At 59.1% G+C, this 15,318-nt stretch carries 9 protein-coding genes; 2 read left to right on the top strand and 7 right to left on the bottom strand.

Annotated features, from left to right (window positions below; translation table 11 throughout):
* Window positions 1-222: 222 nt before the first annotated feature.
* The 7 genes from ACM110_RS04865 to tpx all read right to left on the bottom strand — a co-directional run bounded on the left by ACM110_RS04865 (window position 223) and on the right by tpx (window position 13,206).
* Window positions 223-969 (bottom strand): SDR family oxidoreductase, encoded by a 747-nt coding sequence (locus tag ACM110_RS04865; protein ID WP_416126835.1) that lies wholly within the window; start codon window positions 967-969, stop codon window positions 223-225.
* 167 nt (window positions 970-1,136) lie between these two features.
* Window positions 1,137-3,269, bottom strand: a complete 2,133-nt coding sequence (locus tag ACM110_RS04860; protein WP_416126834.1) for a putative bifunctional diguanylate cyclase/phosphodiesterase — start codon at window positions 3,267-3,269, stop codon at window positions 1,137-1,139.
* Between the two features lie 271 nt (window positions 3,270-3,540).
* Entirely contained in the window at window positions 3,541-5,010 is a 1,470-nt protein-coding gene (locus ACM110_RS04855; RefSeq protein ID WP_416126833.1) for an efflux transporter outer membrane subunit, read from the bottom strand.
* Window positions 5,007-8,114, bottom strand: coding sequence for an efflux RND transporter permease subunit (locus ACM110_RS04850; RefSeq protein ID WP_338580707.1), 3,108 nt, complete (start codon window positions 8,112-8,114; stop codon window positions 5,007-5,009). The genes ACM110_RS04855 and ACM110_RS04850 overlap by 4 nt, the downstream gene beginning before the upstream one ends.
* Window positions 8,111-11,215 carry an MdtB/MuxB family multidrug efflux RND transporter permease subunit gene (locus ACM110_RS04845; RefSeq protein ID WP_416126832.1) on the bottom strand — a complete coding sequence of 1,035 codons (3,105 nt, stop codon included), beginning with the start codon at window positions 11,213-11,215 and terminating at the stop codon, window positions 8,111-8,113. The genes ACM110_RS04850 and ACM110_RS04845 overlap by 4 nt, the downstream gene beginning before the upstream one ends.
* Entirely contained in the window at window positions 11,212-12,528 is a 1,317-nt protein-coding gene (locus ACM110_RS04840; protein ID WP_416126831.1) for an MdtA/MuxA family multidrug efflux RND transporter periplasmic adaptor subunit, read from the bottom strand. Before ACM110_RS04840 ends, ACM110_RS04845 begins: the two co-directional genes overlap by 4 nt.
* Window positions 12,529-12,705: 177 nt before the next feature.
* On the bottom strand, window positions 12,706-13,206 hold the full coding sequence (tpx, locus tag ACM110_RS04835) for a thiol peroxidase (protein WP_338580704.1): 501 nt from the start codon (window positions 13,204-13,206) through the stop codon (window positions 12,706-12,708).
* Window positions 13,207-13,497: 291 nt separating this feature from the next.
* Here tpx and ACM110_RS04830 point away from each other — a divergent pair, with 291 nt between their 5' ends.
* Together ACM110_RS04830 and ACM110_RS04825 are read left to right on the top strand one after the other, a co-directional pair.
* Entirely contained in the window at window positions 13,498-13,920 is a 423-nt protein-coding gene (locus tag ACM110_RS04830) for a YciI family protein (RefSeq protein WP_416126830.1), read from the top strand.
* A 159-nt stretch (window positions 13,921-14,079) separates the two neighbouring features.
* Complete coding sequence (locus tag ACM110_RS04825; RefSeq protein ID WP_416126829.1) at window positions 14,080-15,138, top strand: RHS repeat-associated core domain-containing protein; 1,059 nt, start codon at window positions 14,080-14,082, stop codon at window positions 15,136-15,138.
* Window positions 15,139-15,318: the final 180 nt, after the last annotated feature.

Below are 15,318 nucleotides of genomic sequence, written 5' to 3'. Positions count from 1 at the left end.
CTCGCTAACTGCGAAGTCGATTCAAAGGTATGATCGGCACTCAACACTTTCAAGCAATACATAAATCACATGTAATGCACGATATATCAAACACCACGCAGCAAGATTTAACGCAACAAGCAACGCAACCTGATTACAGGATGCGTTGCTTGTTGCGTTAGTATTCTTGAAAGAAAAACTACAAGCGTTTCAAAGTCGATATGTTCAATGACTTATCCGACTTCAACGACCACCGCCCAAATCAACAAAAGTCCCTGTGGCATACGAAGCCTTGTCCGACAACAACCAGACAATCGCCTCGGCCACTTCATCCGGCCGGCCACCACGGGCCATGGGAATCGCCGACTCCAGTTTGCTGACCCGGTCCGGATCACCGCTCAAGGCATGGAAATCGGTATAGATGTAGCCGGGGCGCACCGCATTGACGCGAATGCCTTCACCCGCCACTTCCTTGGACAGGCCGATGGTGAAAGTGTCGAGCGCGCCCTTGGAAGCGGCGTAGTCAACGTACTCGTTGGGCGCACCCAGGCGTGAGGCAACCGAGGACACGTTGACGATGCTGCCGCCCTGCCCGCCGTGTTTGGGCGACATGCGCAGGATCGCGTGTTTGGCGCACAGCACCGGCGCCAGCACGTTGGTCTTGAGGATTTTCAGGATGCGGAATTCGGACATTTCGTCGACCCGGGACTTGTGCCCCACGGTGCCGGCGTTGTTTACCAGTGCCGTGACCCGGCCGAGTTCGCTGTCGACCCGATTGAACAGCGCGATTACTTCGTCTTCGATGCTGACATCGGCGCGCACCGCAATGGCTTGCGCACCCAATGCGCGGAGTTGCTCCAGCACACTGAGCGCCGCCTGTTCATCGGCCTGATAGTTGATGCAGATCCGATAGCCTTGACTGGCGGCCAACAGGGCTGTGGCGGCTCCAATGCCGCGGCTGCCGCCGGTGATGACGATGACTTTTTCCATGCAAGCTTTCCCCGTTTAAAGCGTAAGCGGTCGGGGGCAAGAATAACCGTCCTTTACGGTTTTTGCATGGGCTGTAGCAGCTGCCGAGCCTGCGAGGCTGCGTTCGGCGGCGCAGCCGTCGTGAAATCAGGCACTGCGGTGTTTCAGATGAATCTCAGGTTCAGGGTTTACGACGGCTCTGCCGCCGAACGCAGCCTCGCAGGCTCGGCAGCTGCTACGGGCGCGAGTTCCAACTGCTCCGCACGATGGATTTCCACCATAAAGCGTTCAGCCGGCAACGGATGCCCAAGCAGGTAGCCTTGCAGCGAATCGCAACCCAGTTGAGTCAGGAAATCCTGCTGCACGCCGGTTTCCACGCCTTCGGCAACGATCCGCAGCCCCAATGCCTGACCGAGGGCGACGATGGCGGAAACGATGGCCGCATCATCGCTGTCACGCTCCAGATCACGCACGAAACCACGGTCGATCTTCAGCTCATTGGCCGGCAGGCGCTTGAGGTACATCAGGCTCGAATAACCGGTACCGAAGTCATCGATGGAAAGGTCGACCCCCATTTCCGACAGTTCCTGCAACACCGTCATGCTGGCATCGGCATCGCTCATGGCAGTGGTTTCGGTGATTTCCAGGGTCAGGCTGTTGGCCGGCAGATGGTGCGTGGCCAGCGCCTTGGCCACGCTTTGCACCAGCCCGGCGTGGCAGAACTGCAACGCAGACAGGTTCACGGCAATGCGCCAATCGGTGTAGCCGAGCACGTACCATTCGCGCATCTGGCGGCAGGCCTCGTTGAGCACCCATTCACCAATCGGAATGATCAGGCCGGTCTTTTCCGCCAGCTCGATGAATTTGTCCGGCAGCAGCATGCCCTGCGTCGGGTGTTCCCAGCGCAACAGCGCCTCGGCACCGACCGGCCGGCCGTTGTTGGCATCGAACTTGGGCTGGTAATACAGGCTGAACTCTTGATGCTCCAGGGCATGGCGCAGGTCTTGCAGCAATTGCAGTTGCTTGCGTGCATTGCTGTTCATCGAGGCGTCGAAGAAGCTGTAGCCGTTTTTGCCCGCCCCTTTGGCGTGATACATCGCCGCATCGGCGTTCATCAGCAACTCATGAGCGGTTTGGCCGTTGCCCGGATACAGCGCGATGCCGACGCTGGCCGAGATCTGCAAATCATGTTCGGCAACGCGGAATGAGCGGGCGATCAATCCGACCTGCCGCGCCGCGAGGCCCATCGCGTCGTTTTGTTCGCTGAGTTGCACCAGCAACACGAATTCGTCGCCACCGATGCGCGCCAAAGTGTCCTGACTGCGCAAATCCTCACGCAGGCGCAGGCTGACTTCTCGCAGCAACTGGTCGCCCATGTGATGGCCGAAGGCGTCGTTGACCGGTTTGAAGCCATCCAGATCGATGAACATCAGCGCAAAGCAACCGCCCTCGCCGTTCACCCGCGACATCGCCTGGTCGATGCGATCGGCGAGCAGTATCCGGTTCGGCAAACCGGTCAGGGTGTCGTGCAGCGCCAGTTGCGTCAGTTCGCGGTTGGCTTCGGTCAGCGATTGGGCCAGGTCTGCGGTGCGAGCTTCGAGCCGGGCGTCGAGAATAGAAGTCAGCAAGGCAATGCTCAGCACCGCCAGGGTGGTGATCAGCACCAGGTTATCCAGGCCCTTGCCGTTCAAACCGTCGACCGCAGCCCCGCAAAAACTGCCATCGGCGAAGCGTGCCGCGGCCATGCCGGTGTAATGCATGCCAACGATGGCTATGCCCATGATCATTGCCGCGCCGCCGCGAATCAGTCGCACATAAGGCGTGTGCTGGCGCAAGTGGAACGCGATCCACAGCGCCGCGCCGGAAGCGACGACCGCAATGAGCAGTGACGCGCCGAACAGCGTCGGGTCGTAATCGATGCCCGGCTGCATGCGCATGGCGGCCATGCCGGTGTAATGCATGGCGCTGATGCCGGCGCCCATGATCAGCGCACCGAACGCCAGTTGCCACAGCGGCAAACGCGGCTGGCTGACCAGCCACAAGGCGAAGCCGCTGGAGAGAATGCCGGTCAGCAGCGAAAGCAAGGTAATGCCGATGTCGTAGCCCAGATCGATGGGCAACTTGAAGGCGAGCATGCCGATGAAGTGCATCGACCAGATGCCCACCCCCATGGCGAAGGCGCCGCCGGCAGTCCATAGATGCACGGCGCGACCCTTGGCCGTGGCGATACGGCCTGTCAGGTCGAGGGCGGTGTATGAGGCAAGAATCGCCACACACAGCGAGATGATGACGAGCGTGGGGGAATAACTACCGATGAGCATGGGGATGTCTCGCAATCACCCTCGTACTGCTTCCGTTCTCGAGGGCGCAAATTTTGCGCGATTGTACTGATTCCAAATGAGAACGCACTCACAAAATGAGCAAAGGGCCATCAAGCCGATGAAACGCTTGTTTGATCGACCCTAAACCCTCTAGAGCAACCCACTCCGCCCATGTAGGAGCTGTCGAGAGAAACGAGGCTGCGATCTTTTTGTTGAGCAAAATCAAGATCAAAAGATCGCAGCCTCGTTTCACTCGACAGCTCCTACAGTCCTACAAGCCTAGCTGTCCGTCCCAACCACCGCCCAGCGCGGCAATCAACTGCACGCTGGCAATCAGGCGGCTTTGCATCAAGTCCAGGTTGCTGCGTTCATTGCTCAGCGCTGCCGCCTGAACCACGACCACGTCCAGGTACGCAATGACCCCGGCCTTGTACTGGTTCTGGGTCAGGCGCAGCGATTCGCGGGCCGCATCCAGTGCCTGTTGCCGCACCACGGCTTCGTCTTGCAGCACCTTGAGCTGGACCAGATAGTTTTCCACTTCGCGGAAGCCGTCGAGCACGGTCTGGCGGTATTTGGCCACGGTTTCGTCGTAGGCCGCTTCGCTGCGATCCACCTCTGCCGAGCGCTGTCCACCATCGAACAAGGTCATGGCCAGTTGCGGGCCAACCGACCAGAAACGGTTCGGTACGCTGAACAGGTCTTTCGACGTGCTGCTGCTGTAACCCCCGTTCAGACTCAGGGTCAGGTCCGGGTAGTAAGCGGCCTTGGCCACGCCAATGTTGGCGTTGGCAGCGATCACCGAACGCTCGGCGGAGGCGATGTCCGGGCGCCGTTCCAGCAGTTGCGACGGCAGGCTCAAAGGCACCTCCGGCAACGCCGGAATGTTCTCTGTCTCCGCCAGGCTGAATTCGGCCGGCGGCAAGCCGATCAGCACGGCGATGGCGTTTTCGAACTGGGCGCGTTGCCAGATCAGGTCGACCATATCGGCTTCGGTGCCCTTGAGCTGGGTTTGCGCCTGCGCCACTGCGTCCTTGCCGGACACACCGGCGCGATACTGGTTTTCGGTCATTTTCAGCGAGCGCTGATAGGCCTCGACGGTCGCTTCCAATAGACGTTTCTGTTCATCGATCACCCGCAGTTGCAGGTAGTTCTGCACCAGCTCCGACTGCTGGCTCAGGCGCATCGCCGCCAGATCGGCAAAACTCGCCTGGGCATTGGCGGTGTCGGCCTCAAGGCCACGACGCAGTTTGCCCCAGATATCCGCTTCCCAACTGACGCCAGCCTGGGCGGTGTAGGTATCACGAATACCGCTGGACGAACTGGTCAGGCTGGAACTGCTACTGCCGGTGCCCTGGCTGGAACGGTTTTTCCCCAAGGTCAGGTCGACCGTCGGGAAAAACGCGCCCCGAGCGCTGCGTACCAACGCCTGGGCCTGCCGGTACTGGGCTTCGGACTGGGCAACGGTCTGGTTGGAGGCGTTGAGTTTCTCGATCAGGCCATTGAGTTGCCGGTCGCCATACAGCTCCCACCACGCACCACGGGCCAGGGAATCACTCGGGCTGGCCTGACGCCAGCCGGCCGCTTCCTTGTACTGCGCAGGCTCGGCGGTTTGCGGACGCTGGTAATCCGGGCCGATGGCGCAGGCACTGAGCATCGCCACGCACAGCGACAGGCTCAGCAAACGCGAACCTCGGGCGGTGATCAGCGGTGTAGCCAGTTTGAACAGCGAACGGTCAGTCATAGCGGAGTTTCCAGAGCAGCATCGGTACGCACCCCACGCCAATGGTTGAAACGATGGCGCAGTTTGTCGAGATAGAGGTAAACCACCGGAGTGGTGTAAAGGGTCAGCACCTGACTGAAAATCAGCCCGCCGATGATGGTCAGGCCCAGCGGCTGGCGCATTTCCGCCCCTTCGGCACGGCTCAGCAGCAACGGCAAGGCGCCGAGGATCGCCGCGAGAGTGGTCATCAGGATCGGCCGCAACCGTTGCAAACAGGCGTTGCGAATCGACTCCAGTGGCGCCATGCCCTGATGTCGTTCCAGTTGCAGCGCCAGGTCGATCATCAGGATGGCGTTCTTTTTCACCACGCCGATCAGCAGGAACAGGCCCAGCAACGAAATCAGACTGAATTCGCCACCCAGCGCATAGATCGACAGCAAGGCGCCGACACCTGCCGAAGGCAAGGTCGAGAGAATGGTCAGCGGATGAATATAGCTTTCGTACAGCACGCCCAGCACCAGATACACCGCCACCAGCGCGCCCAGGATCATCCACGGCTGGCTCTTCTGGGTCGCGGCGAAGGCATCGGCAGTGCCGGCCATTTTCGCAATGACATCTTCCGGCAGGCCCACCGAAGCAATTGCCCGTTCGATGGCAGCACTGCCCTGCTCCACGGTCACGCCTTCCGCCATGTCGAAGGAAATGCTCTCCGAGGCGAACTGGCCTTCGTGGCTGACCCGGTCGTCTTCCAGGCTGTTTTCGTAATGGGCAATGGTCGACAAAGGAATCCGCGCGCCATCGGCGGTAATCACCTGCACCTGCTTGAGGGTGATCGGGTCCTGGGCGTATTTCGGATTGACCTCCATCACCACCTGATACTGGTTGAGGCTGTCATAGATGGTCGAAATCTGCCGCTGGCTATAGGCGTTGTTCAGCACCGCCGTGACCATGTCCATGTCGACACCCAGGCGTTTGGCCTGGTCGCGGTCGACAATCAACGTCACCTGCTGCGCGCCTCGGCCTTCGCGGGCGTCAATCGCCGTGAGCTCCGGCAAAGCCTTGAGCGCGGTGACGACTTTCGGATACCACTCGCGCAACGCTCCCAGGTCACCGCTTTGCAGGATGTAAGAATACTGCGACGTGGTTTGCTCGCGGCCACCGCCGAATTGCAGGTCCTGATCGGCCATCAGCATCAGTTGCGCACCGGCAACCTTGGGCATTTCCTTGCGCAGGCGTTCGATCACCTTTTGCGCGGAAATGCTGCGTTCCTTGATCGGTTTGAGGCGTACCAGCATGAACGCGTTGTTGGTGCCGTTGGTGCCGCCGATGAAACCGGCGACGCTTTCCACCGCTTCGTCCTTGAGCACGGCGCGGCGGAAGATTTCCATTTTCGGCTGCATCACGCTGAACGACAGACCGTCATCACCGCGTACGAAACCGATCAGCTGGCCGGTATCTTGCTGGGGCAAAAATGTTTTGGGAACAACCACATACAGCGCAACGTTAACGCCAATCGTCACGAATAAACTGAGCAACGTCAGGCGCCGATGGCGCAGCACCCAGTCGAGACTGGTGGCGTATTTGCCGACCATCCATTCGTTGGCCCGCTGACTCCAGCGTTGCAAACGGTTTTCCTGCCCCGGCGTATGCGGCTTGAGCCAGCGGGCGCAGAGCATTGGGGTCAACGTCAGCGACACCACCAGCGACACCACGATGGCCGCCGCCAGCGTAATGGAGAACTCGCGGAACAGGCTCTCGATGATCCCGCCCATGAACAGGATCGACAGGAACACCGCCACCAGCGACACGTTCATCGACAGCAAAGTGAAGCCGACTTCCTGGGCACCGAGATACGCCGCTTTCATCGGGCGAATGCCCGCATCGATGTGCCGGGAAATGTTCTCCAGCACCACGATGGCATCGTCCACCACCAGGCCGGTGGCCAGGATCAGCGCCATCAGCGACAGGTTGTTCAGGGAAAATCCGTAGAGGTACATCACCGCAAACGTACCGACCAGCGACACCGGAACCGCCAGCGTCGGGATCAGCGACGCACGGAAGTTACCCAGAAACAGGAACACCACCAGAATCACCAGCACCACGGCGATCAGCAGGGTCATTTCCGCTTCGTGCAACGTGGCCTTGATCACTGGCGAGCGGTCCATTGCCACGTTCAGCTTGACGCTGGCCGGCAACACCGCCTGCAACGCCGGCAGTTGAGCCTTGATCTCGTTGACCGTCTCGATGATGTTGGCGCCGGCCTGCCGGTTGATCACCAGCAATACCGCCGCGTCGTCGTTGAAGAAACCGCTGTTGTAGCGGTCTTCGACGCCGTCGCTGACCTTGGCCACATCCTTCAGGCGCAGGGCCGCGCCGCCGTTGTAATGGATGATCAGCGATTCGTAATCCTTGGCCTTTTCCAGCTGGTCGTTGGCCTGAACCTGCCACAAACGCTGATCGTCCTCCACCGAGCCCTTTGGTCGACGCACGTTGGCATTGGCGATGGTGTTGCGCACATCGTCCAGCGCCACGCCGTACTGGTTCAGCGCCTGCGGCTCAAGCTCGATGCGCACCGCCGGCAGGGAGCTGCCGCCGATCTGCACTTCGCCCACGCCCTGCACCTGCGACAGGCTTTGGGACAGGATGGTCGAGGCCAGGTCATACAGCTGGCCTTTTTCCAGCACGTCCGAGGTCAGCGACAGCACCATGATCGGCGCCTGGGACGGGTTGACCTTCTTGTAGGTCGGCATGCTGCGCATCCCGCTCGGCAGCAGGTTGCGCGAGGCGTTGATCGCCGCCTGTACTTCCCGCGCCGCACCGTTGATGTCGCGATCGAGGTCAAATTGCAGGATCACCCGGGTTGAGCCCTGGCTGGAGCGGCTGCTCATGGTGTTGACCCCGGCGATGGCGCCGAAGGAACGTTCCAGCGGCGTGGCCACAGTCGAGGCCATCACTTCCGGGCTGGCACCGGGCAGGCTGGCCTGCACCACGATCACCGGGAAATCCATTTGCGGCAGCGGCGATACCGGCAGCAGGCCGAAACTCACACCCCCCAGCAGCATGATCGCCAGGCTCAGCAGCATGGTCGCGACCGGGCGTTTGATGAAAGGTCCTGACAGGTTCATGGCTGCCCTACCGCTTCCACGGGCTCAGGCTTGCGACCCCAACGTCGACCGAGACGGTCGAAGTACAGGTAAATCACCGGCGTGGTGAACAGCGTCAGAATCTGGCTGAGCAACAAACCACCGACCATCACCAGACCCAACGGCTGGCGCAATTCCGCACCGGAGCCGGTGGCCAGCATTAATGGCACCGCACCGAACAGCGCGGCCAAAGTGGTCATCAGGATCGGCCGGAAACGCAGCAACGCCGCTTGATAGATCGCCGTCTCGGGATCCATGCCCTGATTGCGCTCGGCGTCGAGGGCGAAGTCGATCATCATGATCGCGTTCTTCTTGACTATACCGATCAGCAGAATGATGCCGATGATCGCGATCATCCCCAGATCGTTGCCGCTGAGGATCAACGCCAGCAAGGCGCCGACCGCCGCCGAAGGCAAGGTCGAGAGAATGGTGATCGGGTGAATGTAGCTCTCGTAGAGCACGCCCAGCACGATGTACATGGTCACCACCGCCGCCAGAATCAGCAGCAAGGTACTCGACAGCGACGCCTGGAACGCCTCGGCCGCACCCTGGAACTGGGTCTGCACGCCGATCGGCATGCCGATGTCTTTTTGCACCTGTTCGATGATCTCGACTGCATGCCCCAACGCCACGCCAGGCGCGAGGTTGAACGACATCATCACCGCCGGGAACTGGCCGATGTGGGTGATCGCCAGTTGCGCCTGACGTTCTTCGATATGCGCCAGGCTGGACAGCCGGACCTGGCCGCCATCGGTGGTCTTGACGTGGATCTGGTCCAGCGCCTGCGGGCCGATCTTCTCGCCGGACTGCGATTGCAGCACCACGCGGTACTGGCTGGCCTGGGTGTAGATGGTAGAAATCTGCCGCTGGCCGAAGGCGTCATACAGCGCATCGGTGATGTTCGACACCGACACCCCAACCCGCGAGGCGGCATCACGGTCGATCACCAGATAAACCTGCAAGCCTTTGTCTTGCAGGTCGCTGGCAACGTCGGTCAACTCCGGCCGTTGGGCCAGGGCTTCCACCAGACGGCCGCTCCACAGGCTCAACAGTTCCGAATCCGGCGACGACATACTGAACTGGTACTGCGTGCGACTGACCCGATCTTCGATGGTCAGGTCCTGCACCGGCTGCATGAACAGGCGGATACCCACCAGTTTGTCCAGTTCCGGTTGCAGGCGTGCGATGACTTCTGTCGCGCTCAGGTCGCGGTTGCTGTGGGACTTGAGGTTGATCAGCAGTCGGCCGCTGTTGAGCGTCGAGTTGTCACCGTCGACACCGATGTAGGACGACAGGCTCTCGACCGCCGGATCCGCCAGAATCACCTTGGCCAGTTCCTGTTGCCGATCACTCATTGCCGCAAAGGAAATCGACTGCGGCGCTTCGGAAATCCCCTGGATCACCCCGGTGTCCTGCACCGGAAAGAAACCCTTGGGCACGACCATGTACAGGAACACTGTCAGCGCCAGGGTGCCGATTGCGACCATCAGGGTCAGCGGCTGGTGCTTGAGCACCCACTGCAATTTGCGTCCGTAGGCGGCGATCATCCAGTCGATGAAGGCACCGCTGGCGCGGTAGAAACGGCCCTGCTCTTCTTCCTTCGGTTCACGCTTGAGCAACCGCGCGCACATCATCGGCGTCAGGGTCAGGGACACCACCAGCGAGATCAGGATCGCCACCGCCAGGGTGATGGCAAATTCTCGGAACAACCGCCCGACCACGTCAGCCATGAACAGCAGCGGGATCAACACGGCGATCAGCGACAAGGTCAGGGAAATCAGGGTGAAGCCGATCTGCTTCGCACCCTTCAACGCCGCGTTCAGCGGGCTATCACCCTCTTCGATATAGCGGGAAATGTTCTCCAGCATCACGATTGCATCGTCCACCACGAAACCGGTGGCGATGGTCAGGGCCATCAGGGTCAGGTTGTTGACCGAGAAGCCCGCGAGGTACATCACGCCGAAGGTGCCGATCAACGACAGCGGCACGGCTACCGACGGAATGACCGTAGCACTGGCCCGACGCAGGAACAGGAAAGTAACCATGACCACCAACGCGATGGCGATCAGCAGTTCGTGCTGCACGTCCTTGACCGAGGCGCGGATGGTCTGGGTGCGGTCGGTCAGTACCACCACGTCGAGGCCGGCCGGCAGGTTGTCGGTGATGCTCGGCAGCAACGCCTTGATGCGGTCGACCACTTCGATGACGTTGGCACCGGGTTGTCGCTGGATGTTCAGCAACACGGCCTGGTTTTCGTTGGCCCATGCGGCCAGACGTTCGTTTTCGGCGCCGTCGACAATCTCGGCCACATCCTTGAGCCGCAATGGCGCGCCGTTGGCGTAGGCCAGGATCAGATTGGCGTAGTCCTTGGGCGACGTCAGTTGATCGTTTGCATCGAGCATCGAAACCCGGGTCGGGCCGTCGAAGTTGCCCTTGGGCTGGTTGACGTTGGACGCGCCGATCAGCGTGCGCACGTCCGACAGGTTCAGGCCATTGGCCGCCAGGGCCTCAGGATTGACTTTGATCCGCACGGCCTGACGCTGACCGCCGGCAATGCTGACCATGCCGACGCCGCTGATCTGGGCGATTTTCTGCGCCATGCGCGTGTCGACCAGATCGTTGAGCTTGGGCAACAGCATGGTCTTGGAAGTGATGGCCAACGTCAGCACCGGCGTATCGGCCGGGTTGACCTTGTTGTACACCGGCGGCGCCGGCAGGTCCTTGGGCAACAGGTTGGTCGCGGCGTTGATCGCGGCCTGCACCTGCTGCTCGGCGACATCCATATTGATGTCGAGGCTGAAACGCAGGGTCAGCACCGAGGCGCCACCGGAACTGGTGGATGCCATTTGCGTCAGGCCCGGCATTTGCCCGAACTGCCGCTCAAGTGGCGCGGTCACGGCGCTGGTCATGACATCGGGACTGGCGCCGGGATAGAGCGTCATGACACGAATGGTCGGGTAATCGACCTGAGGCAATGCCGATACCGGCAGCAGCCGATAAGCGATCACGCCGGCCAGGATAATGGCCAGCATGCTCAGCGTGGTGGCTACCGGGCGAAGGATGAACAGCCGCGAGAGATTCATGCGCCGCCCTTTTTCGCCTTGTCAGTGGTCGCCGGCTCAGGCGTGTTGGCCGCCGATTTGCCCTGCAAGTGACCGGCCGGATTGGTCGGCACTTGCTGCGGGTCATTGACCACTTCGACGTCGCTGCCGTCCTTCAGGCGGTCGGTGCCCTCCAGCACCACGCGGTCGCCTGCGGAAAGGCCTTCGGTGACTACAGTGTTTTCACCGTCACTGGCACCGATCTTCAACTGCCGGATCTTGACCTTCTTGTCGCCGTCCAGGGCATAGACGAATGTGCCATTGGTGCCGAACTGGATCGCGGCGGATGGCGCAAGCACCACGTCTTTGAGGGTGTCGGCGAGCAGGCGCACGTTGACGAACTGGTTGGGAAATAGCGACTGGTCGCGGTTGTCGTAACGGGCCTTGAATTTCAGGGTGCCGGTAGTGACATCGATCTGGTTATCCAGGCTCTGCAATATGCCGGTGGCTTGCAACTTGGTGTCGCCACGATCCCAGGCCTCGGCCGGCAGTTTGGCGCCGCTGCGATAGCGGGCGAGCACGGTGTCGAGACTGTTTTCCGGCAGGGTGAAGGCGACGCTGATCGGTTGGGTCTGGGTGATGATCGCCAGCGCCGTGGTGTCGTTTGCGGCAACGAGGTTGCCGACATCGAGCTGACGCAGGCCGACGCGCCCGGCGATCGGCGCGCGGATCTTGGTGAATTCGAGATTAAGCTTGGCGTCGTTGACCGCCGCCTGATTGGTCTTGACCGTGCCCTGGAACTGACCGACCAGAGCGACGGCGGTGTCCAGGGTTTGCTTGGCGATGCTGTCCTCCCGGTACAAACCGGTATAACGCTCGACATCCACCTGGGCGTTTTTCAATTGCGCCTGATTCTGCAGCAAGGTGCCTTCGGCCTGGAGCAAGGCGTTCTGGTACGGACGCGGGTCAATCTCGGCGAGCAGGTCGCCGGCCTTGACCATCTGTCCTTCCTCGAAATTGATCTTCATCAGCTCACCGCCGACACGACTGCGCACATTGATGGTGTTCAGCGCAGTGACCGTACCCAACGCCTTGTAATACAGCGGGAAATCCCCCTTGACCGCCGGGGCTACGCGCACCGGAACCGGGCCGGTCGCACCGCCGAAGCCTGGACGCATCGCTCCCGACCTGCCGGTGTGCCCGGCCACGGCTTTTTGCCCCGCACCCTCTTTCGGTGCAGCACTGCCTGGCCAGAATTTCCAGCACAGGGCGGCGATGACCAGCAGGACAAGCAGGCCGAACAGCCAGCGACGGGGACTACGGGAAGCGGAGGATTGCATTGAGTGATCAACCATTGGGCGCGTGGGCTTTCTTTACATGAGGCTGAACGATAAGCACTGGCGGGTCTTAAGCAAAGCGCCTTTACCGGCAATTTACCTTCGGCTTACGTAACAGGAGATTTATCCAAGACACTGAAACACAAATGAAAACGGCCTGGACAGGGCCAGGCCGTTAAACTTTGTAAGCGATACTTACTTCAGTACAGCAAGTGCCGCTTCGTAGTTCGGTTCTTCAGCGATTTCCTTGACCAGTTCGCTGTGCAGCACGTTGTCGTTTTCGTCCAGTACCACAACGGCACGGGCGGTCAGGCCTTTCAACGGGCCGTCAGCGATGGCCACGCCGTAGTTCTCGATGAACTCGGCACCGCGCAGGGTCGACAGGTTCTGTACGTTTTCCAGACCTTCGGCGCCGCAGAAACGCGCCTGGGCGAACGGCAGGTCAGCGGAGATGCACAGCACAACGGTGTTGTCGACGCTGCTGGCCTTGGCATTGAACTGGCGCACGGAGGTGGCGCAGGTCGGGGTGTCGACGCTTGGGAAGATGTTCAGCACTTTGCGCTTGCCGGCGAAGTCTTTCAGGGTGACGTCGGACAGATTGCCGGCAACCAGGGAAAAGGCTGGCGCCTTGGAACCGGCTTGAGGCAGTTGGCCGTTGACTTGAACCGGGTTGCCTTTAAGAGTGACTTGAGCCATGAACGGAGTCCTTCTGAACGTTGTTGTAGAGAATTTTGAAGAGGCCGAAGTTAACCACGAAATTGCCCGGTGACCTACCCCGGATACAAATTGTGGAGAGTTGCTCTCACCGACAACCCGATACCCTGTGGGAGCGGGCTTGCCCGCGATGACGGCGGCACATACAACATAGATCTCCCACAACGAATGTGGTGCCCCAGCCCCGTCAGAGACTTTTTTTGAACCCGTGTCGAATTCGCATTCCATCAAACGACTATCACTGAAGCATTCAAATCCAGCGGGGACACCACCATGCGTTTCATGATCATTGTAAAGGCCAGCCAGGATTCCGAAGCCGGCATCATGCCCAGCGAAGAGCTGCTCACAGCCATGGGCAACTACAACGAAGAACTGGCCAAGGCCGGCATCCTCCTCGCCGGCGAAGGCCTGCAACCGAGCAGCAAAGGCGCCCGCGTGCGCTTTTCCGGCGATAAACGCACGGTAATAGACGGCCCGTTCGCCGAAACCAAGGAACTGATCGCCGGTTACTGGTTGTGGCAGGTGAAGTCGAAAGAAGAAGCCATCGAATGGGTCAAACGCTGCCCCAACCCGATGCCGGGCACTGAAGCCGAGATCGAGATTCGGCAGGTGTTTGAGCTGGATGATTTTGGCGCGGAGCTAACGCCGGAACTGCGTGAGCAGGAGGAACGGGTGTTTGGAAAGGGGAAGTGCTGAAAGCATTATCCATAGCCTAACAAAACGCAATGGCGAGGTGCTTGCGTCGTCGCCACTGCAATAACTTCACGGAAAACACCTATCAGATCTGATAGGTAGACATTGCACGTATCAACTATGAGACTAAAGGTCTGCCCGAAAGAATCTTCAGGACCGCATATGATGCGCAAAATCATGCTCTGTCGTTACTTATACGATCCATTGGATCGACTTATCGGCGCGTTGCCGCTGACGGATGCGCACACCCAACATTTCTACTGCAAAAACCGGCTTGCCACCGAATTGCAAGGTACGTTGAAGTACTCGATTTTACGCTACGACGATCAGCTTCTCGCTCAACTGCAAAGCAGCGGAGAAACACTGGACGCCACTCTACTGGCAATTAACCAGCAAAATTCGGTGCTGCGTGCTCTCCACCTACGAGATCCTCATTCATTTGCCTACTCACCTTATGGCCATCGTAACAATGCCAATGAGCAGCGGAGTCTGTTGGGGTTCAATGGCGAATTAGAGGATCGAGTGACCGGCTATTATTTATTGGGTAATGGTTATCGAACGTTTAATCCGACTCTAATGCGATTTAACAGCCCAGACATCATGAGCCCATTCGATAAAGGAGGGATTAACCCATACGCGTACTGTTTCGGAGATCCAAATAATTATCAAGATCCCACAGGAAACTTCCCAATCTTCAGAGCATTAAAATACAACATAAGCTGGGCAATCTCGAAATCGGGCACTGCATCAAAGTATGCAAAAGCTACCATCTCTAACTGGGATATAGCTTCCCGCAAACATTGGATTGGCAATTTAGAGTTACGCCATACCCGTAAAAAACTAGGAAAATTCAACAACTCAAAGGCAAAAAAACAATTCCTACTTGACTATGAAAAAACATTGGGGAGCCTAAACTACGAGCATGACGGAAAAATAGCTCTAAAAACACTTGACCCTAACACCCCTCCAGAACAACAACTAAAAAACGTTCTTAACCATATAGCGCAACACGATCATCGAACTCTCCTTGTTGATGACTACGACCACCAACGTCTAATGCTTGCCGCACGTTACCCGTACGATAGTCGCGTAAAAAACCTACCAGAAGCCGCAAACTACCTTGAAAAGATGAATGCCATTCGAGGTAAAAAAATAACAAACCTCGATAGAAAATATTTGAAACTATCGAAGCAATATCGCGACGGGAGCCGGGATTGGTAACTTTCGCTCCCCTGTGAGTACCAAGTCATGGCTTTTCGCCGCCAGGCCTAATTGCGACTACTCGAGTCTACCGGCATCTGGCTCGATGAGTGCGCTCCATCCGACTCACCATCGAATGCATGTCCAAACACGGCAATTTTTCATCACTTTCACCCTTACGGGCTACCCTAACTTTTTAGT

It is taken from the genome of Pseudomonas sp. NFX98, from assembly GCF_047784845.1.
Classification (GTDB): domain Bacteria; phylum Pseudomonadota; class Gammaproteobacteria; order Pseudomonadales; family Pseudomonadaceae; genus Aquipseudomonas.
The sequence above is the reverse complement of the archived record's forward strand: the minus strand, read 5'-3'. Positions and strand labels throughout refer to the sequence as shown.